Below are 20,490 nucleotides of genomic sequence, written 5' to 3' on the forward strand. Positions count from 1 at the left end.
CGTCGACCTACAGCCGGGCGTGGCGGCGCAGGTCGTCGACCTTCGTCGTCTGCTCCCACGTGAACTCGGGCAGCTCGCGGCCGAAGTGACCGTAGGCCGCGGTCTGTCCGTAGATGGGGCGCAGCAGGTCGAGTTCGCGGACGATCGCGCCGGGACGCAGGTCGAACGTCTCGCGAATGGCGCGGATGATCGTCGCCTCGTCGACGTGGTCCGTTCCGAAGGTCTCGACGTACAAGCCCACCGGTTCGGCCGCACCGATCGCGTAGGCGACCTGCACCTCGAGGCGGTCGGCGAGCCCGGCGGCGACCGCGTTCTTCGCCACCCAGCGCATGGCGTAGGCAGCCGAGCGGTCGACCTTCGAGGGGTCCTTTCCGCTGAACGCGCCGCCGCCGTGGCGGGATGCACCACCGTAGGTGTCGACGATGATCTTGCGCCCCGTGAGGCCGGCATCGCCCTGCGGGCCGCCGATCACGAATCGACCGGTCGGGTTGATCAGGATTCGCGGGGTCGCGTCGCCGAATCCGGCGTCGGCCAGCACGGGGCGGATGACCTCGCGCTCGACGTCGGCGCGAACCTGAGGCGTCTCGATGCCCTCACGGTGCTGCGTGCTGACGACGATTGTCTCGATCGTGCGCGGGGTGTTGCCGTCGTAGCCGGCCGTGACCTGCGTCTTTCCGTCGGGGCCGAGGTACGCGAGCGTGCCGTCTTTGCGCACCTGCGCGAGCCTCTCAGAAAGGCGGTGAGCCAGCCAGATCGGCAGGGGCATGAGCTGGGGGGTCTCGCGCGTGGCGTAGCCGAACATGAGGCCCTGATCGCCGGCGCCCTGCTGGTGTTCAGCGACCTCGCTCGCTTCTTCCCGCGCTTCGTACGCGCTGTCGACGCCCTGCGCGATGTCGGGCGACTGCCCGCCAATCGAGACGGAGACGCCGCAGGAGCGGCCGTCGAACCACACGTCACTGCCGGTGTAGCCGATGTTGGTGACGGTCGAGCGCACAATGCCCGGGATGTCGACGTAGCCGGACGTCGTGACCTCTCCGGCGACGTGCACGAGGCCGGTCGTCACGAGCGTCTCGACAGCTACGCGCGCGCCGCGATCCACCGTCAGCAACGCATCGAGGATGCGGTCGCTGATCTGGTCGCACATCTTGTCGGGGTGCCCCTCGGTCACAGACTCGGAAGTGAACAGGCGCAGCGCGGTCATGGAACTCCCGTCGAGTGGATGGGTGCGGGGAACGGACGCGGCCGTATCAGCCGAGAGCGTCGAGAATACGGTGGGCCACCGACATCTTGTCGGCGGAGGCCCGCCCCACCACGCTACCGGTCGGCGTCACGATGATGACGTCATTGGTCGCGCGGCCGAAGCCGCGATCGTGCCCGACGCGGTTCGCGACGATAAAGTCGGCGCCCTTGCGCGTCGCCTTGTCTGCGGCGAGGCGAATCAACTCGGCCTCGTCGTCGACGGTCTCGGCCGCGAAGCCGACAATGCGCTGGCCGTCGCGGCGGTTGCCAGCGAGGGCGGCGAGGATGTCGTCGGTGCGTTCCAGCGCGATCGTCGGGGGCTCTGCGCCGTCGACCTTCTTGATCTTCACGGGGCTCTGCGCGACGGGCCGGAAATCGGCCACCGCGGCGGCCATGATGACGACGTCGGCCGACGCCTGGTGCTCGCGCATGACGGCGAGCATGCGCTTCGCCGTGCCCGCTTCGACGACAGAGACGCCCGCCGGTGCCGGCACCTCCAGGTGCGCGGCCACCAGCACGACCTCCGCACCTCGCGAGCGGGCCGCCTCCGCCAACGCAACCCCTTGGCGACCGCTCGAGCGATTGCCGAGATAACGAACGGGGTCGATCGGTTCGCGGGTTCCTCCGGCCGAGACCAGCACGCGCCGACCAGCCAGATCCTGCGGCCGCAGCGCATCGAGCGACTCGCGCACGATCTCGTCCGGCTCCGCCATGCGGCCGGGGCCCGAATCGTCACCGGTGAGACGGCCGGTGGCAGGCCCGACGATAACGGCGCCGCGCTCTCGCAGCGTGGCGATGTTCGCCTGCGTTGCCGCGTTCATCCACATCTCGGTGTGCATGGCGGGCGCGATGACGAGCGGGGCCTCGGAGGCCAGGACGGTCGTGCCGAGCAGGTCGCCGGCGAGCCCCGCGGCCAGCGACGCGATCGTGTGGGCCGTCGCGGGGGCGATCACGATGAGATCGGCGCGCTGCCCGAGGGCGACATGGCGCACCTCGGCGACCCCTTCATAGAGGTCGGTGTGCACGGGGTTACGGCTGATCGCCTCGAGCGTCGGGCGACCCACGAACCGCAGGGCACCCTCCGTCGCGACGACGTGCACGTCATGCCCCGCGTCGACGAAACCGCGAGCGACACCTACCGCCTTGTAGGCGGCGATGCCCCCGGTGATTCCGACAACGACGGTCAGGGGGGCGCCGGAGGCCGGCATGATCGACTAGGCGGCGTTGCGGGTGAGGACCAGCTTGTCCTCGTTGATCTCGTGCAGGGCGACCGAGAGCGGCTTGTCGTCAACGGTCGAGTCGACGAGCGGGCCGACGTTGTCGAACAGCGAGCCCTCGTGCAGGTCGGAGTAGTAGTCGTTGATCTGGCGGGCGCGCTTGGCGGCGAAGATCACGAGCTGGTACTTCGAGTCGACCTTCGACAGCAGTTCGTCGATGGGCGGGTCAATGATGCCCTGGGACTTGTCAGCCATGTCAGCTCCGGTTTCGATCGATGTCGCGAGGTGTGGGGGCGTGCGCCGAGCGCACGGCAGTCAGCAAGTCTACGACCTCTTGGGCCGCACGCTCGACATTGTCGTTGACGACGTGGACGTCGAACTCGTCTTGGGCGGCCAGTTCGACCTTCGCTGTCTCGAGTCGGCGGGCCTGCTCGGCGGCCGTCTCGGTACCGCGCCCAATGAGGCGGCGCACGAGTTCGTCCCAGGTCGGCGGCAGCAGGAACACCAGAACGGCCTCGGGCATCGCCCGCTTCACCTGGCGAGCCCCCTGCAGGTCGATCTCCAGCAGAACGCTGCGCCCCGACGCGAGCGTCGCCTCGACGGGTGGCCGGGGTGTGCCATAACGCGACAGGTTGTGAACGGTCGCCCACTCGAGAAACTCGTCGGCCTCGACCATGCGGTCGAACTCGGCGTCGGAGACGAAGTAGTAGTGCACCCCGTCGCGCTCGCCCGGGCGGGGGGCGCGCGTCGTCGCCGAGACGCTCAGCAACACGTCGGGGTGGTGGTCGCGAATGAAGGCCGAGACGGTTCCCTTGCCCACGGCCGTCGGGCCGGCCAGAACGACGAGGCGACCGCGTTCTGTCGTCGCGCTTCGCCCTCGCAACCAGTCGCCCAACGCCTGGCGCTGCCGCACGCCCAGCCCGCCCAGCTTCTTGACCGGGGAGATGCCGAGTTCCTCGAGCACCGCCGCGACGCGGACGGGGCCGAAGCCGCGCAAACTGCCGAGCAGCTCGCGAACACGCAGGCTTCCCTCAACGCCGGCGGGGTCTCTCCAGGCGGCCTCGGCCACACTCAGCGCGTCGCGCTCCCCCGCCGCGACCGCAGCCTTCACCGCAGCACGCGCCTGGCGGGCGGCAACAGCGGCGCGCCCGGCGGCGGCGCGATCGACCTCGGGAGGCCGGTTCATGCGGCAAGCTCCCTCTGGTGCCGCTCGATCGCCGCGACGAGACCGTCGGCGCCGGCGGCGAGCACGCTGCGCGAGACGGTCGCGAGGGTGCGCTCCGCGAGCGGGCCGTAGTGCGCATCCAGAGCCGTGAGCCGGCCACCCTGGTGCCCGAAGCCGGGTGCGAGTACCGGCACCGCCGGCAGGGTGTCAGGGTCGAGTCCGACCTCGGCGAGCGGGACGGTTGCGCCGATCACAAGCCCGAACGATGACCACGTGTCGCGCCGGGCCGCCGCTGCCCCGAGGGCGGCAACGTCGGCGGCGACCACCGCCGCCACGGTGGCGCCGTCTGCATCCACGGCGGTCTGCACCCGCGCACTCTCGGGGTTGGAGGTGGCCGACAGCACGAATAAACCGGCGCCGTTGCGGTGGGCGCGCTCGACGGCGGGCGCGAGCGATCCCACGCCCTGGTAGGCCGAGACCGTCATCGCGTCGCTCGCGAGCGACGAGCTCGCCTCCAGCCACGCCTCGGCGTAGCCGTCGAGGGTGCTGCCAATGTCGCCGCGCTTCGCGTCGGCGATGACGAGGATGCCCGCCTCGCGCGCCCGGCGGATCACCCGCTCGAGCACCGCGATACCCGCAGACCCGTGCCGCTCGAAGAACGCCACCTGCGGCTTCACGACGGCCACGCGGCCCTCAGCCGCCCCAATGACGGCGTCAGCGAAGCCCTCGAGGCCCGTCGGATTGTCCGGAAGTCCCCAGTCGGCGAGCAGGCTCGCGTGCGGGTCGATGCCAACGCAGAGCCTGCCGTTCGCCGCCACCGCCGCGCGCAGCCGCTCTCCAAATGGGGTCATCGCCGGGCCCGCGCCGCGTCGTACTCCTGCAGGCTCGTCACCGACACCGGCTCGTCGGTCGACTCGAGCGAGGCCACCGCCGCGCCGAGGGTGGCGATGGTGGTGAACAGCGGCTTGTCGGCGGCGACCGTGGCGGTGCGAATCTCCAGCCCGTCGGCACGCGCCGTGCGACCACTCGGAGTGTTGATGACGACGTCGACCTGACCGGAGTTGATGAGGTCAACGATCGTCGGCTCGGAGCCATCGCCACGCTCACCGTGCTTGCGCACGACGCGCGCGGCGATGCCGTACCGCGACAGCACCTCGGCGGTGCCTCCCGTCGCCCAGATCTCGAAGCCGAGCTGGTTGAGGCGAAGGATCGGCAGCACGACGCTGCGCTTGTCCCGGTCGGCGACGGAGGCGAACACGACACCCGACTCCGGGAAGCCGCCGTAGGCCGCATCCTGGCTCTTGCGGAACGCGCGCGGGAAGTCGCGGTCGATGCCCATGACCTCACCGGTGGACCGCATCTCGGGGCCAAGCACGCTGTCGACGACAGCGCCCTCGCGGGTGCGGAAGCGGGTGAAGGGCAGCACAGCCTCCTTCACGGCGACGGGCGCATCCAGCGGCACCCGCGAGCCGTCCTGATCCGGAAGCAGGCCGCTGTCGACGAGCTCGTCGATCGAGCGGCCCACCATGACGAGCGAGGCCGCCTTGGCGAGCGGGATGCCGAGCGCCTTCGACACGAACGGCACCGTGCGGGATGCGCGAGGGTTCGCCTCCAGGACGTAGAGCACGCCAGCGCCGATGGCGAACTGCACGTTGATGAGGCCACGCACCCCGATGCCGCGCGCGATCGCCTCGGTCGCCTGCCGCACGCGGTCGATGACCTCGCGGCCGAGCGTGACGGGCGGCAAGGTGCAGGCCGAGTCACCGGAGTGCACGCCGGCCTCCTCGATGTGTTCCATGACGCCGCCGACGTAGAGGCGTTCACCGTCGAAGAGAGCGTCGACGTCGATTTCGACGGCGTCGTCGAGGAAGCGGTCGACGAGCAGCGGCATGCCGGGGCCGATGATGGCCTGGTCGCGCACCCGGTCGAAGTAGTCGACAAGACTCTCGGAGTCGTAGACGATCTCCATGCCGCGGCCGCCGAGCACGAAGCTCGGGCGCACGAGCACCGGGTAGCCGATCGACTCGGCGACGCGCACGGCCGAGTCGGCGTCGATCGCCGTGCCGTTGCGGGGAGCGATGAGGTTCGCGGCGTCCAGGATGCTCGCGAATGCTCCGCGCTCTTCGGCCAGGTCGATCGCGTCAGGGCTGGTACCGAGAATGGGCACGCCGGCCGCGGCGAGGCCCTGAGCGAGGCCGAGTGCCGTCTGCCCGCCGAGCTGGACGATCACGCCAAGCACGGTGCCGGTCGCCTGCTCGGCCTCGATCACCTCGAGCACGTCCTCGAGCGTGAGCGGCTCGAAGTACAGGCGATCAGAAGTGTCGTAGTCGGTCGACACGGTCTCGGGGTTGCAGTTGATCATGATCGTCTCGTACCCGGCGTCGCGCAGCGCGAAGCTCGCGTGCACGCACGAGTAGTCGAACTCGATGCCCTGCCCGATGCGGTTGGGGCCTGAGCCGAGGATGACCACCTTGGTCGCATCACTCGGCGCCACCTCCGACTCGAGGTCGTAGCTCGAGTAGTGGTACGGCGTGAGCGCGGGGAATTCCCCGGCACACGTGTCGACGGTCTTGAACACGGGGCGAAGACCCCGGTCGCGACGCAGCTGACGCACCTGCACTTCAGCGACTCCGCGCAGGCTCGCGATTTGCGCGTCGGAGAAGCCGTGCTCTTTCGCCTCGCGCAGGGTATCGACGTCGAGCTCGTCGGCGGCGGCGACGCGGTCGGCCACCTCATTGATCAGCACGATCTGGTCGAGGAACCACGGGTCGATCCCGGTGGCCTCGAACGCCTCCTCGATCGTCGCGCCGGCGCGCAGCGCCTGCTGCAGGGTGACGATGCGGCCATCCGTGGGCTTCCTTGAGGCGGCGAGCAGAGCATCCTTGTCGCCGGGCTCGCCGTCCCAGTGGAAGGAGGATCCGCGCTTCTCGAGGCTGCGCAGCGCCTTCTGCAGCGCGGTCGAGTAGTTGCGGCCAATCGCCATCGCCTCGCCGACCGACTTCATGGTTGTCGTGAGCGTGTCGTCGGCGCCGGGGAACTTCTCGAACGCGAAACGCGGCACCTTCACCACGACGTAGTCGAGCGTCGGCTCGAAGCTCGCCGGGGTGACCCCGGTGATGTCGTTCGGAATCTCGTCCAGGCGGTAGCCAATGGCGAGCTTCGCGGCGATCTTCGCGATCGGGAAGCCGGTGGCCTTCGACGCGAGCGCGCTCGACCGCGAGACGCGCGGGTTCATCTCGATGACGATGACGCGGCCGGTGGCAGGGTCGACGGCGAACTGCACGTTGCAGCCGCCGGTGTCGACACCGACGTCGCGAATGATCTGCAGGCCGATGTCGCGCAGCTTCTGGTACTCGCGGTCGGTGAGGGTCAACGCCGGGGCGACGGTGATCGAGTCGCCCGTGTGCACGCCGACCGGGTCGACGTTCTCGATCGAGCAGACGACGACCGTGTTGTCGGCGCGGTCGCGCATGAGCTCGAGCTCGTACTCTTTCCAGCCGAGAATCGACTCCTCGAGCAGCACCTCGGTCGTGGGCGAGGCGTGCAGTCCATCGCCGACCATGCGCTTCAGCTCGGCCTCGTCGTAGGCGAATCCCGAACCGAGGCCGCCCATCGTGAAGGACGGACGGATCACCATCGGGTAGCCGAGGTCGTCGGCCGCCGCGAGTGCCTCGTCGACCGTGTGCACGATGGCGCTGCGAGCGACATCGGCGCCGGCGTCGAGCACGAGCTGCTTGAACAGCTGGCGGTCTTCTGCCTTGTGGATCGCCTCGAAGGATGCGCCGATGAGTTCGACGCCGTACTTCTCGAGGATGCCCCGCTCGTGCAGCTTGATCGCCGCGTTCAGCGCCGTCTGGCCGCCGAGGGTCGGCAGTACCGCGTCGGGCTTCTCCTTGGCGATGATCGCCTCGATGATCTCGGGCGTGATCGGCTCGACGTAGGTGGCATCGGCGAAGTCGGGGTCGGTCATGATCGTCGCCGGGTTCGAGTTGACGAGGATCACGCGGATGCCCTCGCTGCGGAGCACCCGGCACGCCTGCGTGCCCGAGTAGTCGAACTCGGCGGCCTGACCGATCACGATCGGGCCCGACCCGATGACGAGGACGGAATTGATGTCGTCGCGCTTGGGCATCAGGCAGGGTTCTCCGATTCGGTGACGGATGCGCGCCCGCGGGCCTCAAGGACCATGTCGCGGAAGCGGTCGAACAGGTAGGTGGAGTCGTGCGGGCCGGCGGCCGCCTCCGGGTGGTACTGCACGCTGAACGCGGGAACGTCGAGCGCGCGGAGGCCTTCGACGACCTGGTCGTTCAGACCGATGTGGCTGACTTCGACGCGGCCGAAGCCGGCGGGACTGTCGACAACGCCCTCGAGCGGCGCGTCGACGGCGAAGCCGTGGTTGTGCGCCGTGATCTCGATCCGGCCGGTCTCTTTGTCGAGCACGGGCTGGTTGATGCCGCGGTGGCCGTACGGCAGCTTGTAGGTGCCGAAGCCGAGCGCACGCCCGAGCAGCTGGTTGCCGAAACAGATGCCGAAGAAGGGCGTCTTGTCGGCGAGCACCGCGCGCAGCAGTTCCACGTGGTCGTCGCTCGCGGCGGGGTCACCGGGGCCGTTCGAGTAGAAGACCGCGACGGGGTCAAGGGCGCGCAACGCGTCGATCGTCGTCGACTGCGGCAACACGTGCACCTCGAAGCCGCGCTCAGCCAGCGCCCGAATGGTCGCGGCCTTGATGCCGAGGTCGATGATCGCGAGGCGGCCAATCGTCTCGCCCTCGGCCGGCACGACCTCGCCCACCTCGACACTGACCTGAGCCGACAGGTTCTGGCCGACCATCTCGGGGGCGGCGGTGACGCGCGCGAGCTGCTCGGCAGCATCCAGCGCCGCATCGTCGCCCGAGAAGATGCCGGCGCGCATGGCACCCACCTCGCGAATGCGGCGGGTGAGCGCGCGCGTGTCGATGCCACTGATGCCGACGATGCCGTCGTTCTCGAGGTCGTCGTCGAGGCTGCGCGTCGCGCGGTGGTTCGACACGATGCGGGAGGGGTCGCGCACGACGTACCCCGCGACCCAGATGCGGCGGCTCTCGGGATCTTCGGGGTTCATGCCCGTGTTGCCGATGTGCGGGGCGGTCTGCACGACGATCTGCCCGGCGTAGCTCGGGTCGGTCAGCGTCTCCTGGTAGCCGCTCATGCCGGTGGCGAACACGGCCTCGCCGATCGTCACACCACGGGCACCATACGCGCGTCCGGTGAAGCGGGTGCCGTCTTCCAGGACGAGCACCGCGGGGTCATGCGTCATCGGTGGGCCTTTCGTCGGGGGTGGTCGCAGAATTCGGGATGCGCGTGCGGACAGCGTCGATCAGCACGCGGTCGTCGCGCGCGGGCAGGCGCAGCCACGTGTCGACCTCGGTGTCGCCGAGGCGCCAGCTGAGCACGGTGAGGCCGTCGGGCTCGACGGCCTTGTCGATCGTCCAGGTGCCCAGACCGATACCGAGAAGGTCGGCTGCGGGCACGAGGATGGGCTCATCGCCGGGGTAGGCGAGCACGACGCCCTCGTCGTGGACGCCCACCTGGATGCGCGAGCGGTAGCCGAGCCCGTGCGCGTTGACGCGCTCCAACGGCTGGCTCGCGAGGGTCGTGGCGTGCGCGATCGCCTCGGTGAGGAAGAGTGGTGCGCCGAGGGTGTCGGGCGCGCGGAGCGGAGCCGCGAACCCGCCCTGGCGGCGGCGACGACCGCGCCACCCCCACCAGGCGAGCGCGAGCAGCGCCAGCATGAGGGCGATTGTGAGCGCCGCGGGCAGAAGACGGTCCATGTCAGCGCCCCGTCCCCGCCGCCGCGGCGACGGTCTCGGCGTCGACGAGGGCGCCGTCGAGCACGGTGGGCACGCCGCCGTGCACGGTGGCGACCACGCGGCCGGGCAGGGTGAGCCCTGTGTACGGCGTGTTGCGACTGCGGCCGCGCAGCTCGCCGGGCGACCAGGTGCGCGATGCGGCCGGGTCGACGAGCGTGAGGTGAGCGGGCGCGCCGACGCTGAGGGGCCGGTCGTAGCCCGCGAGACGGCCGATGTGAGCCGGGGTCGTCGAGAGCACGCGGGCGACGGATGCCCAGTCGAGCATCCCGGTGTCGACGAGGGCGTGCTGCACAACCGAGAGCGCCGACTCGAGGCCGACCATGCCGAAGGCCGCCTCCGACCAGGCGCACTCTTTGCTTTCGTCGGGGTGCGGGGCGTGGTCGGTCGCGACGATGTCGATCGTGCCGTCGGCGACGGCGGCGCGCAAGGCGGCGACGTCCTCCGCGCGCCGCAGCGGCGGGTTCACCTTGAAGCGGGCGTCGTAGTCGCGCGCCGTCTCGTCGGTCAGCAGCAGGTGGTGCGGGGTCACCTCGGCGGTCACCTGGATACCACGCGCCTTCGCCCAGCGGACCACGTCGACGCTGCCCGCGGTCGAGACGTGGCAGACGTGCAGTCGCGAGTGCGTGTGCTCGGCCAGCAGCACGTCGCGGGCGATGATGGACTCCTCGGCAGCGGCGGGCCACCCGGTCAGCCCCAGCTCGCCCGAGAGCGGACCCTCGTTCATCTGAGCGCCTTCGGTGAGCCGCGGCTCCTGCGCGTGCTGCGCGACGACGCCGTCGAATGCGGCGACGTACTCCAGAGCGCGGCGCATCATGAGCGGGTCGGCGACGCAGTGGCCGTCGTCGCTGAACACGCGCACCTGGGCGCGGGATGAGGCCATCGCGCCGAGCTCGGCCAGCTGCTGCCCGGCCAGCCCGACCGTGACCGCGCCGATGGGGCGCACGGTCGCGTAGCCGTGCTGGCGGCCGAGTGCCTCCACCTGCTCGACGACCCCGGCGGTGTCGGCGACCGGCGTCGTGTTGGCCATCGCGAACACGGCGGTGAAGCCGCCCGCGGCCGCGGCGCGCGTGCCGGTGAGCACGGTTTCGGATGCCTCTCCCCCGGGCTCGCGGAGGTGCGTGTGGAGGTCGACGAGGCCCGGGAGGGCCACGAGGCCGTCGGCGTCGATGACGTGATCGCCCGACTCGGCGGATGCCGACCCGACGGCGACGATCGAGCCGTCAGCGATGCGAATATCGGCGCGGTCACCGCCCACAAGCGACGCACCGCGGATCAGGATGCCGCTCATGCTCGACCCCCGTCGGTTCCGGAAACGAGGAGGTAGAGCACTGCCATGCGGATCGACACCCCATTCGTGACTTGGTCAAGCACCGTCGATCGGGTCGAGTCGGCGGCGACGGACGCGATCTCGAGCCCACGATTCATCGGGCCGGGATGCATCACTATCGTATCGGCGGGAAGCGCGGCGAAGCGCTCGGCCGTCAGCCCCCAGATGCGCGCGTACTCACGCTCGGTCGGGAAAAAAGCGTCGTGCATCCGCTCACGCTGGATGCGCAGCATCATGACGGCGTCGGGCCCGGTCGCGAGCGCGTCATCGAGCAGTTCGTGCACCGTGGCGGGCCACGCCTCGATCCCCGCCGGTTGCAGGGTTCGGGGGGCGACCAGGTGCACCTCGGCGCCGAGCGTGGCGAGCAGCCAGACGTTCGAGCGGGCGACGCGGGAGTGCAGGATGTCGCCGACGATCACGACGCGGGCGCCGTCGAGGGCGCGACCACGCGCATCCTCACCGTGCAGTCGCCGCCGCAGGGTGAACGCGTCGAGTAGCGCCTGCGTGGGGTGCTCGTGGGTGCCGTCGCCGGCGTTGATTATGGCCGCGTCGATCCAGCCGGCGTGCGCAAGCCGGTGCGCCGCTCCCGAGGCGTGATGCCGCACGACGATCGCGTCGGCACCCATGGCGACGAGGGTCTGGGCCGTGTCTTTCAGGCTCTCGCCCTTCGACACGCTCGAGCCTTTCGCGCTGAAGGTGATGACGTCGGCGCTCAAGCGCTTGGCGGCCGACTCGAACGAGAGCCGGGTGCGCGTCGAGTCTTCGAAGAACAGGTTGACGATGGTTTTGCCGCGTAGCGCCGGCAGCTTCTTGACCTCGCGGTCGGCGGTCGCCGCCATCTCCTCGGCGACGTCGAGGATGCGCACCGCGTCGTCGCGGGCCAGGTCTTTCGTCGAGAGCAGATGCCTCATGAACTGATCGCCACCTCATCGACGCCGTCGACCTCGGTGAGGCGCACGAACACGCGCTCGCTGGTGGCCGATGGCAGGTTCTTGCCGACAAAATCGGCGCGGATCGGCAGTTCGCGGTGCCCGCGGTCAACCAGCACGGCGAGCCGCACGGCGCGCGGCCGGCCGTGATCGGCGAGCGCGTCGAGGGCGGCGCGCACGGTGCGCCCGGAGAACAACACGTCGTCGACGAGGACGACGACCGCGTCATCGATGCCGCCAGACGGGATGCGGGTCGGCGCGGGGGCGCGGGTGGCGCTGCGCCCCAGATCGTCGCGGTGCATCGTCACATCGAGGGTGCCGGCCTCGGCGACGCCGGGCTCAATCTGCTCGACGATGGAGTGCAGGCGCTTGGCGAGGGCAGCGCCGCGAGTGGGAATGCCGAGAAACACGAGCCGGCCGTCGCCGCGCCGTGCCTCGAGGATCTCGTGGGCGATACGGCGCAAGGCGCGGCCAATGTCGGCTGTCTGCAGCACGGGGCGTGCGGACATCGCAACCTCCTTCCCCGCCTCACAGGACGGTGCTTAAAGGATGTCTGGGTCGCCCACCACTCTACCGGTCGCGAGCCTCGCGCTCACCCGGCACCCGAGCGACCGCCCGTACCGGTGCGCCGTCGAGCCCGTCGAGGCGCAGCGGCAGGATGATCGCCTCGGCCCCGCTCGTCGGCACGCGGTCGAGCGCTGCCAGGTTTTCGACGATCACTCCCCCGCGTCCGAGCCAGAACTCGTGCACGGGAAGTGCCCAGGCGCCGTCGTCACCCGGCCACGACGGATCGGGGTTCAGGGTGTCGACGCCCAACACGCGCACGCCCCGCTCCCACAGCTCGGTCGCCAGCTCGACGTCTACGACGGGATGCTCGAGGTACGTTTCGTCGCCAAAACGCGCGTCCCAGCCGGTGCGCACCGCGACGATGTCACCGGGCACGATCTCCGGTGCGGCGTGCAGCGCCTCGACACCGATGCGGTCGCGGGCGGCGTGGCCCGTCGCGTCGAGGATCACGAGCGGGGCGACCAGGTCGTCGAGGGCGACCGCCTCGAGGGTGGCACCGTCCGCGATGGAGTGCGCGGGAGCATCCAGGTGCGTACCAGTGTGGGTACCGAGGTGCAGGGCGCTGACGCGGAAACCGTCGGTCTCGAGCGTCGCCGCGTTCTCGATCGACACCGCCGGGTCGCCGGGGAAGACGGTCATCCCCCCGGCGATCCGGTGGCTCAGGTCGATCAGCATGACCGCAGGTTACGCCTCGACTGCCTGCTCGGGCGCGGCGTCGGCGAGGTGCTGGTGCTCGGGCTTGGAGCCGTCGCGCTTCAGGCGGCCCGTCACAGCGGCGGCCGCGAGCGCGATCACGACGGTGAACACGAACGCCGGAATCGTCGCACCGATGGGGCTCGGGAACTGGTAGGTCAAGAGCAGCGAGAAGCCGAAGCCGAGCACCCACACGACGATCATCGGAATGTTCACGCCGCCGGTGAACCAGTATCGGCCACCGCGGTGCTTCAGGATGTCGGCCGTGTAGACGCGACGGTTCACGACGTAGTAGTCGACGATCATGATCGCGAAGACGGGAATGAAGATCGCCCCGATCACGAACAGGAAATCGATGAAGAGGCCGAGGAGGCCCAGGAACGTCGCGCCGATGACCGTGATCGCGCCGATCACGAGCGCGGTCGGCAGGAAGCGGAGCTTCAGGCGCGGCAGCGCGTTGATGGCCGACGTGGTCATGCCGTAAACGACGAGCGTGTTGGTCGCCATCACCGAGACGAAGATGACGGCAGCCAGCGCGACGCCGAACTCGCCGACGATGACGCCCGGGTCGAACTCGACGACCTCGCCGCCGGCGAGCACGACGTACGCGATGGCGGTTGCGCCGAGCGTCATCGACAGGAAGGTCGAGACGACGTAGCCGACACCCGAACCGACCACGGTCGGGCGCGTGCTGCGGCCAAGGCGGTTGAAGTCGGCCGACAACACTGTCCATGAGATGGCGGTCGCGATCACGATGTCGAGCACGGTGAGGTTCGTCAGCCCGATCGAGGCGTCGGCGGGAATCGCGAAGTAGGCGCTCGGCGGGAAGGTCGTGAATGCGACGGTCAGCACGTACCCGATGATGCCGATCATGACCACGGCGAGCCACGGCTCGACCCGGCTGATGCCCTCGTGGCCGAAGATCGCGAGGCCCACGACGATCAGCTGGCAGATCACGGCGAACAGGGCGGGGTTCGAGTAGCCCGTGAACTCGGCGACGACGAAGTCGACGGTGATGCCCGCGAGCATCGCCTGCACCCAGCTCCAGCCGAGCAGGATCAGTAGGTTCGCGGCGACGGGAAGAAGCGAACCGCGTGTGCCGAACGCCCCGCGAGTGAGCGACATTGTGGCGAGGCCCGTGCGGGTACCGATGGCCCCCACGGTGACGAGCACGGCACCGCCGATGATCGAGCCGACGAGAATCAGCATCAGCGCTTCGCCGTAGCCGACACCCGGCACGAAGATGGTGCCGGTCAGCATGGTCGTGACGACAAAGTTCGAGGCGAGCCAGATCATGGCGATCCGGCGCCAGGTCAGGCTTCCGCGCAGCGGGCCCAAGCCGTCGGCGTTGGCTTCGAGCCGGTCAGAGAGGCGGCACCACGCTGAGGGACGAGCGGTCGTGGTGGACATCGGTGACTCCTTTGTCGGATGGGGTAGGGGTGAATCAGGTCGTGGGGGCCGTCGACAGGTGCTCGTGCACGGCGAGCACGCTGCCGTCTGTCTGGCGCTGGAACACGATCGTCTCGCGCTCGAGGGTTGTCGCGTCGTCTCCGGGCACGCCCGCTGTCGTCGTGACCGTGTGGGTGAAGATGGCCGTGTTTCCGAGCAGCTGAACAAGCGGGTCGCTGCTCGCGCACGATACGACGCGCCAGCCGTCGGCGAGCCAGCTCGCCCAGAGCGTCTCGTAGGCGGCGCGGTCGTCGAGGCGCGCGGCTTCGGGGTGGAACACGAACGTGGCGGCTGCATCGAACTCGGCGAAGTACGCGTCCGTGTCGGTGCGCGCGAAGGCGTCGACGATGCGGGCGGCGGCAGCGGTAACCTCCGCGTGCGTGAGCGGCGCGGTGGCTGTGGTGGTCGACATCGGTGTCCTTCCCTCCGCAGACAGGTGCCTCTAGTGCACCAATCGTTGTCTGTTAGACAACATACGCAATGGTCGCTCGCGTCGCTCATCCTGTCAAGCGCAACGCGCCCCGCGTCGCCGGGGAGGCGACGCGGGGCGCGTTATCGAGGGGATGCTCGGGGCTAGCCCCAGCGCTTCAACAGCTGACGCTCTCCCAATCCGACCAGTGCGTCCGTGGTCTTGCCGAGGATGGCGAGCAACACGATCGCCAAGAAGAGCCGGTCGATGCGGCCATTGTTCTGCGACTCGATCAGCAAGAAGCCCAACCCCATGGTCGACCCCACCAGTTCGGCGGCGACCAGGAACAGCCACGACTGCGCGAGCGCGAGCCGCAGGCCCGAGACAACGGAGGGAACGATCGCGGGCAGCTGCACGGTCGCGAGCAGCGACACACCGCGGTAGCCGTAGGCGCGGCCGAGCTCAACGAGCTGACGGTCGACGTGACGCAGCGCCCCGGCGACCGTCGTGTAGACGGGGAATGCCGCGCCAATCGCAATGAGGGCGACCTTCGAGTCTTCGCCGAAGCCGAGGTAGAGCAAGAGCAGCGGAGCCCAGGCGAGCGACGGCACGGCGCGCAGGGCCCCAACCGTCGGCGCGAGAGCGCCGTCGGCAAGTTTCGAGAGCCCGACGATGGCGCCGAGCACGAGTCCCACGATCGCGCCGAGCGCGAAGCCGATCAGCACGCGCTGCGTCGAGATCGCGACGTAGAGCCCAAGAAGCCCGCGCTCGCCGAGGTCAATCGCGGCCAGCACGACCGACTCGGGCGTCGGCAGGCGATGCGCCGGAACCCAGCCGAGGGTCGAGGCGAGCTGCCACAGGACGAGGATCAGGATCGGTAATGCGGCGCCGAGGGCAAAGTAACCGAGTCGACGGCCGCGCGGTCCGCGATCACGCGCGGGCCTGCGGTCGATGCCTGACGAGCCGACGTCAGAGCCGGCGACGGTGGGCGCCGCGAAGCGGCGGCCCGAGTCCTCGGGTCGCCGCGTCGCGGTTGCGCTGGTGCGCTGGTCAAGGGCCATGGCTGGCGTCCTCCGGGTTACTCGAACCGACTGGGGTCGGCGTTCCGGGCGAAGTCGGGCAGGAACAGTTCGGCGAGAGCCGCATCCACCGCGTCTTGCGAGGCGATGTCGCCGTTGGCGACCTGGATCGGGCCGATCGTCGTGAGCACGTCGAGCTGCACGTCGCTGGGCGTCGGGTCGAGATCGATAACGGTGCGCTCGAGCAGGACCACGCGCGCAATGTCGATGTCGATCGCGCCAACCTCGGCGAGGATCTCGGCCGTCTCGTCGGGGTTCTCGATCGCCCACTGGCGAGCGCGCTCGTAAGCGTCGACGACGAGCTGCAGCAGATCGGGGCTGCGCTCGGCGAACTCTTCCGTCGCGTTTAGAACGCCGTAGGAGTTGAAGTCGATGTTGCGGTAGATCAGCGTCGCCCCGGTCGCTTCGGCGGAGGCCATCATCGGGTCGAGACCGGACCAGGCGTCGACCGTGCCGTTGGCGAGGGCCGCAGCTCCGTCGGCGTGCTGGAGGTTCTGAATCGACAGCTCAGACGGCTCCACGCCGGCCTCTTCCAGGGCCTGCAACAGGAAGAAGTAGGGGTCAGTTCCGAAGGTCACGGCGACCGTCTTGCCGCGCAGGTCGGCGACCTCGGTGATGTCGGAACCCTCCGGTGCGACGAGCGCCGACCACTCGGGCTGCGTGTAGACGGCGACCGTGCGAATCGGCGAGCCGTTCGCGCGGGCAAGCAGTGCCGCGGAACCAGCGGTCGAGCCGAGGTCGAGCTCGCCCGCGCGCAGGCCCTCGTTCGCGCGGTTCGAGCCGAGCGACTGCGTCCAGATGACCTCGACGTCATCGCCGAGTGTGTCTTCGAGCCAACCCTGGTCGCGAATGATCAGGCTGAGCGGGTTGTAGGTGGCGAAGTCGAGCGAGAGACGGTCGGCCGACCACTCCCCCGCGGCGGCTGGCTCGTCGGTCGGCTGCGGGGCAACGGCACTGCCCTCGCCGGCGACACATCCCGCCATCGCCATCATCGCGGCGGCGGCGATAGCGGCAAGCGGGAGGAGGGGACGGCGAGTCATGGTGTGCCTTTCTGACGGGGTGATGCTGATCGGGGTGGTGGCGGTACGGGTGGTGCGGTCGGTGACGCCTAGTGGGCGTGGTGATGACTGTCGACGCCGAGGGCATCCAACAGCTCGGCGCGCAGCTCGGCGAGCTCGGCATCGGCGCGATCACGCGGGCGCTGGCCGGGGACTTCCACGATGCGGCGGATGCTCGCGCCGGGCGCACCGTCAGGGTCGCGACCGAGCAATACGACGCGGTCGGCCAGGGTCAGCGCCTCATCGACGTCGTGTGTGACGAGCACGATCGTCGCGGGCTCGACGGCGTGGATGTCGACGAGCAGGTCCTGCATGGTGAGGCGCGTCAGCGCGTCGAGCGCTCCGAACGGCTCGTCCAGCAGCAGTACGCCGGGGCCACGCGCAAAGGCGCGGGCGAGCGACACGCGCTGCGCCATGCCGCCCGAGATCTGGCGGGGACGCAGATTCGCCGAGTCGCTCAGCTGGACGAGCTCGAGCAGTTCGGCGACGCGTTGCCGGCCATCCTCGCGGCCGAGGGTGCGGGGAATGCCGACCTCGACGTTGCGGGTGAGGGTGCGCCACGGCAGGAGGCGCGGCTCTTGGAATGCGACGGCGCACCGCTGGTCGGCGGGCACGACGTGACGGCCGTCAATCGTGACGTCACCCTCCGTGGGCACGTCCAGGCCGCTGATCTGGCGCAACAGGGTGGACTTGCCGCAGCCAGACGCTCCGATGAGGGCCACGATCTCACCCGCGGCGATGTCAAGGTCGACGTCGCGCAGCACGGTGCGGTCGGGAGCGCCGTCGGCGCCCGCGAAGGTGCGCCCGACGCCCGCGAGGCGCACCGGTAGTGCCGGCGAGGTCGCGAGGGTGGAGGGTGCGCTGAAGCTCATGCCGTCACGGTACGGGCGGGTGCCTCACCGCCTCAAACGCCCCCGACACAGTGCGACACCGTCTGAAACATTGCGTCATACGGTGTCGCACTGCGCCCTACACGGGCGGTGGTTCGGGCGTCAGTGCGCGCCTTCTGCGAACACCGCGGGGTGCCGCACCGTGGATGATGCGGTGTCGGATGGACCCCGAGATCGCGTCGATGATGAGCGTCACGATGATGATCACGGCGAGCGTGACGCCGATCCGGTCCCACGCGCGGATGTTGAACAGCGCCGACAGGATGGACCCGATGCCGCCGGCACCCAGAACGCCGAGGATCGCGCTCGCTCGAATGTTGATCTCGAAGCGGTAGAGCCAATACGCGACCACCTCGGGCATGACCTGCGGCACCATCGCGTACCGAATCACCTGCCAGCGCGATGCGCCAGATGCTCGCGCCGACTCCACGGGACCGGTATCGATGCTCTCGATCGCCTCGCTCGTGAGCTTGCCGAGCGTGCCGACCGAGTTCACGCCGATCGCGAGCGCGCCGGCAAGGGGACCCAGCCCGAAGATCGGCAGCATGATCGCGATCGCGAAGATGATCTCGGGAATCGCCCGGATCGCGTTCAGGATCTGCCGCACGACAACGACGACGCCGGGAGGCGCGACGTTGCGGGCCGCGAGGAAACCGAGCGGAAAGCTCAGGATCGCGCCAATCAGGGTTCCGATCCAGGCGATGTGCAGCGACTCGATCATGAGCTCGAGCGAGCGCGTCCAATACTCGTTCGTCGGAGCCTCGAGGGGGTTCTGCAGCACGCCCTGCGTCATCAGCACGACGAATTCACCGAGAACTGCGGGTGCCTCCAGCAGTCGCGGCCAGTTCGCGTCGGCGAGAACGACCGCGAGCGCGAAGACCAGCGTGACCGCGAGCATCCCGATCGTTTCGCGCAGCTTGCTGGGAGCGGGAGGAGGCGTGAACGAGCGCCCGGGGGCGCGCGGTGGCGTGATGGTCGACATTTAGATCAGCTTCTTTCGCAGCCAGCGAGAGAACGCGTCGAGTGCGAACACGATCACGAACAGGGCGATGATGATGGCTGACAGGTTTTCGTAGGAGAACCGTGACAGCTCAACGCGGATGGTCGAGCCGATGCCGCCTGCGCCGACGAAGCCCAGCACGACGGAGGCGCGCAGATTCAGCTCGAACACGTAGAGGCTGTACGACAGGTACCCCGGTAGCGCCTGCGGCAGCACGGCGAAACGGGCGCGTCGCGCGAGGCTCGCCCCCGACGCATCCGCCGCTTCGATAGGCCCGGGATCAACGGCGTCGATCGTTTCGGCGGTCAACTTGGCGCAGACGCCGATGTTGAACATGATGAGCGCGAGGATGCCCGCGAGGCTTCCAACACCGACCGCCGCCACAAAGATGAGTCCGTAGGCGACGTCGGGAAGCGAGCGCACAACGGCCATGACGGCCTTCATCGTCTTCTGGAACGGCGTGATCGGGTTTGTCACCGGGGAGGCGAGGAAGGCGAGCACCAGGGCAATCGCGTTGCCGACGAGGGAGGCGATGATCGCGATGGCGATGGTCTCGAGCCAGGCGTCCCAGACGCGGAAAATGAACAACCAGTTTGGGTCGAGGAAGCCGCGAACGACGGGCTCACCGCGACCGATGTCGGTGATGAGCGGCGTCAGCGTGAACTCGATGCTGATCCCCGCCCACACCGTGATGGCCACGACGGCGGCGAGGCCGACGGGCAGGCGCCACGACGGGAGCGGACGTTTCGGCGGCGTGATCGCACGCCGGGCTGGCGCGGTGGATGCGCTCATCGCGCTGCGGCGTCAGGGTCGCTGGTGAGCGAGACGGGCGCGGCCTCGACATCGTCGGCACCGAGAACGTCTTCGTTGGTCAGCGACCGGCCGTAAATACGCTCGAACACGGCATCATCGGCCTGGACGCCGGACCCGTCGAAGACGACCTTCCCGTCCCGCATCCCGATGATGCGGTCTCCGAACTCGCGGGCGAGGTCGAGGAAGTGCAGGTTCACGATCGTCGTGATGCCCAGTTCTCGATTGATGCGCTGCAGGTCGCGCATCACCATGTGCGCCGTGGGCGGGTCGAGCGAGGCGACCGGCTCGTCGGCGAGGATCACGCTCGGCTGTTGGGCCAGCACGCGGGCGATCGCGACCCGCTGCTGCTGCCCACCCGACAGGGCGGACGCGCGGTTGTACGCCTTCTCGAGAATGCCGACGCGGTCGAGGGCTTCGAAGGCGAGCTGCTTGTCGGAGGCCCGGAACCACCCGAGCATCGAGCGCAGGAAGCCTGTTGCGTGGAGCCGGCCGACGAGCACGTTGGTGAGCACGCTCGATCGCTTTACGAGGTTAAACGACTGGAAAATCATGCCGACGCGGGCGCGCAGCCGCCTCAGCGCGCGACCCTTGGCGCCGTGAACGGCGCTGCCGTCAACGACGAGCTCGCCGTTCGTCACGGGCACGAGTCCGTTGACGGAGCGGATGAGGGTGGACTTACCGGCGCCGGAGAGTCCGACAACGACGACGAACTGACCGGCAGGGATATCGAGGGTGATGTCGTCGAGCCCAACAGTTCCGTCGGGGTAGGTGACGGTAACGGAGCGGAATTCGATCATGGGGTGGGAT

20 protein-coding genes are annotated in these 20,490 nt (G+C 69.3%); all 20 read right to left on the minus strand.

Annotation, left to right across the window (positions count from 1 at the left end):
- Positions 1-7 precede the first annotated feature (7 nt).
- The 20 genes from metK to phnC all read right to left on the minus strand — a co-directional run bounded on the left by metK (position 8) and on the right by phnC (position 20,480).
- On the minus strand, positions 8-1,201 hold the full coding sequence (metK, locus tag EV140_RS02020; protein ID WP_130280538.1) for a methionine adenosyltransferase: 1,194 nt from the start codon (positions 1,199-1,201) through the stop codon (positions 8-10).
- 46 nt (positions 1,202-1,247) lie between these two features.
- The gene (coaBC, locus tag EV140_RS02025; protein ID WP_241971248.1) at positions 1,248-2,447 is read right to left on the minus strand and encodes a bifunctional phosphopantothenoylcysteine decarboxylase/phosphopantothenate--cysteine ligase CoaBC; all 1,200 of its coding nucleotides are present in this window, start codon (positions 2,445-2,447) and stop codon (positions 1,248-1,250) included.
- Positions 2,448-2,453: 6 nt separating this feature from the next.
- Complete coding sequence (gene rpoZ, locus EV140_RS02030; protein ID WP_130280540.1) at positions 2,454-2,711, minus strand: DNA-directed RNA polymerase subunit omega; 258 nt, start codon at positions 2,709-2,711, stop codon at positions 2,454-2,456.
- 1 nt (position 2,712) lies between these two features.
- Positions 2,713-3,642, minus strand: coding sequence for a guanylate kinase (gmk, locus tag EV140_RS02035; RefSeq protein ID WP_130280542.1), 930 nt, complete (start codon positions 3,640-3,642; stop codon positions 2,713-2,715).
- On the minus strand, positions 3,639-4,472 hold the full coding sequence (pyrF, locus tag EV140_RS02040; RefSeq protein WP_130280544.1) for an orotidine-5'-phosphate decarboxylase: 834 nt from the start codon (positions 4,470-4,472) through the stop codon (positions 3,639-3,641). The genes gmk and pyrF overlap by 4 nt, the downstream gene beginning before the upstream one ends.
- On the minus strand, positions 4,469-7,753 hold the full coding sequence (carB, locus tag EV140_RS02045) for a carbamoyl-phosphate synthase large subunit (RefSeq protein ID WP_130280546.1): 3,285 nt from the start codon (positions 7,751-7,753) through the stop codon (positions 4,469-4,471). The genes pyrF and carB overlap by 4 nt, the downstream gene beginning before the upstream one ends.
- Positions 7,753-8,916: a glutamine-hydrolyzing carbamoyl-phosphate synthase small subunit gene (carA, locus tag EV140_RS02050; protein WP_130280548.1), complete on the minus strand. Its 1,164-nt coding sequence runs from the start codon at positions 8,914-8,916 to the stop codon at positions 7,753-7,755. Before carA ends, carB begins: the two co-directional genes overlap by 1 nt.
- A complete protein-coding gene (locus EV140_RS02055) occupies positions 8,906-9,430 on the minus strand; it encodes a PH-like domain-containing protein (protein WP_130280550.1) in 525 nt (174 codons plus the stop codon). Before EV140_RS02055 ends, carA begins: the two co-directional genes overlap by 11 nt.
- 1 nt (position 9,431) lies before the next feature.
- Positions 9,432-10,757, minus strand: a complete 1,326-nt coding sequence (locus tag EV140_RS02060) for a dihydroorotase (protein ID WP_130280552.1) — start codon at positions 10,755-10,757, stop codon at positions 9,432-9,434.
- Positions 10,754-11,707 carry an aspartate carbamoyltransferase catalytic subunit gene (locus tag EV140_RS02065; protein WP_130280554.1) on the minus strand — a complete coding sequence of 318 codons (954 nt, stop codon included), beginning with the start codon at positions 11,705-11,707 and terminating at the stop codon, positions 10,754-10,756. The genes EV140_RS02060 and EV140_RS02065 overlap by 4 nt, the downstream gene beginning before the upstream one ends.
- Positions 11,704-12,234 (minus strand): bifunctional pyr operon transcriptional regulator/uracil phosphoribosyltransferase PyrR, encoded by a 531-nt coding sequence (pyrR, locus tag EV140_RS02070; RefSeq protein WP_130280556.1) that lies wholly within the window; start codon positions 12,232-12,234, stop codon positions 11,704-11,706. The genes EV140_RS02065 and pyrR overlap by 4 nt, the downstream gene beginning before the upstream one ends.
- Positions 12,235-12,295: 61 nt before the next feature.
- Positions 12,296-12,967 carry a cyclase family protein gene (locus EV140_RS02075; protein ID WP_130280558.1) on the minus strand — a complete coding sequence of 224 codons (672 nt, stop codon included), beginning with the start codon at positions 12,965-12,967 and terminating at the stop codon, positions 12,296-12,298.
- Positions 12,968-12,976: 9 nt separating this feature from the next.
- A complete protein-coding gene (locus EV140_RS02080; protein ID WP_130280560.1) occupies positions 12,977-14,395 on the minus strand; it encodes a purine-cytosine permease family protein in 1,419 nt (472 codons plus the stop codon).
- 34 nt (positions 14,396-14,429) lie between these two features.
- On the minus strand, positions 14,430-14,846 hold the full coding sequence (locus EV140_RS02085; RefSeq protein ID WP_130280562.1) for a YybH family protein: 417 nt from the start codon (positions 14,844-14,846) through the stop codon (positions 14,430-14,432).
- A 161-nt stretch (positions 14,847-15,007) separates the two neighbouring features.
- Positions 15,008-15,904, minus strand: coding sequence for an ABC transporter permease (locus tag EV140_RS02090; protein WP_130280564.1), 897 nt, complete (start codon positions 15,902-15,904; stop codon positions 15,008-15,010).
- A gap of 17 nt (positions 15,905-15,921) precedes the next feature.
- Positions 15,922-16,962, minus strand: coding sequence for an aliphatic sulfonate ABC transporter substrate-binding protein (locus EV140_RS02095; protein ID WP_130280566.1), 1,041 nt, complete (start codon positions 16,960-16,962; stop codon positions 15,922-15,924).
- Positions 16,963-17,030: 68 nt separating this feature from the next.
- A complete protein-coding gene (locus EV140_RS02100; RefSeq protein ID WP_130280568.1) occupies positions 17,031-17,852 on the minus strand; it encodes an ABC transporter ATP-binding protein in 822 nt (273 codons plus the stop codon).
- Positions 17,853-17,949: 97 nt separating this feature from the next.
- Positions 17,950-18,852: a phosphonate ABC transporter, permease protein PhnE gene (gene phnE, locus EV140_RS02105; RefSeq protein WP_130280570.1), complete on the minus strand. Its 903-nt coding sequence runs from the start codon at positions 18,850-18,852 to the stop codon at positions 17,950-17,952.
- Positions 18,853-19,662 (minus strand): phosphonate ABC transporter, permease protein PhnE, encoded by an 810-nt coding sequence (gene phnE, locus EV140_RS02110; RefSeq protein ID WP_130280572.1) that lies wholly within the window; start codon positions 19,660-19,662, stop codon positions 18,853-18,855.
- Positions 19,659-20,480 carry a phosphonate ABC transporter ATP-binding protein gene (gene phnC / locus EV140_RS02115; protein WP_130280574.1) on the minus strand — a complete coding sequence of 274 codons (822 nt, stop codon included), beginning with the start codon at positions 20,478-20,480 and terminating at the stop codon, positions 19,659-19,661. The genes phnE (EV140_RS02110) and phnC overlap by 4 nt, the downstream gene beginning before the upstream one ends.
- Positions 20,481-20,490: the final 10 nt, after the last annotated feature.

Source organism: Microcella alkaliphila, from assembly GCF_004216855.1.
Taxonomy (GTDB): Bacteria; Actinomycetota; Actinomycetes; order Actinomycetales; family Microbacteriaceae; genus Microcella; species Microcella alkaliphila.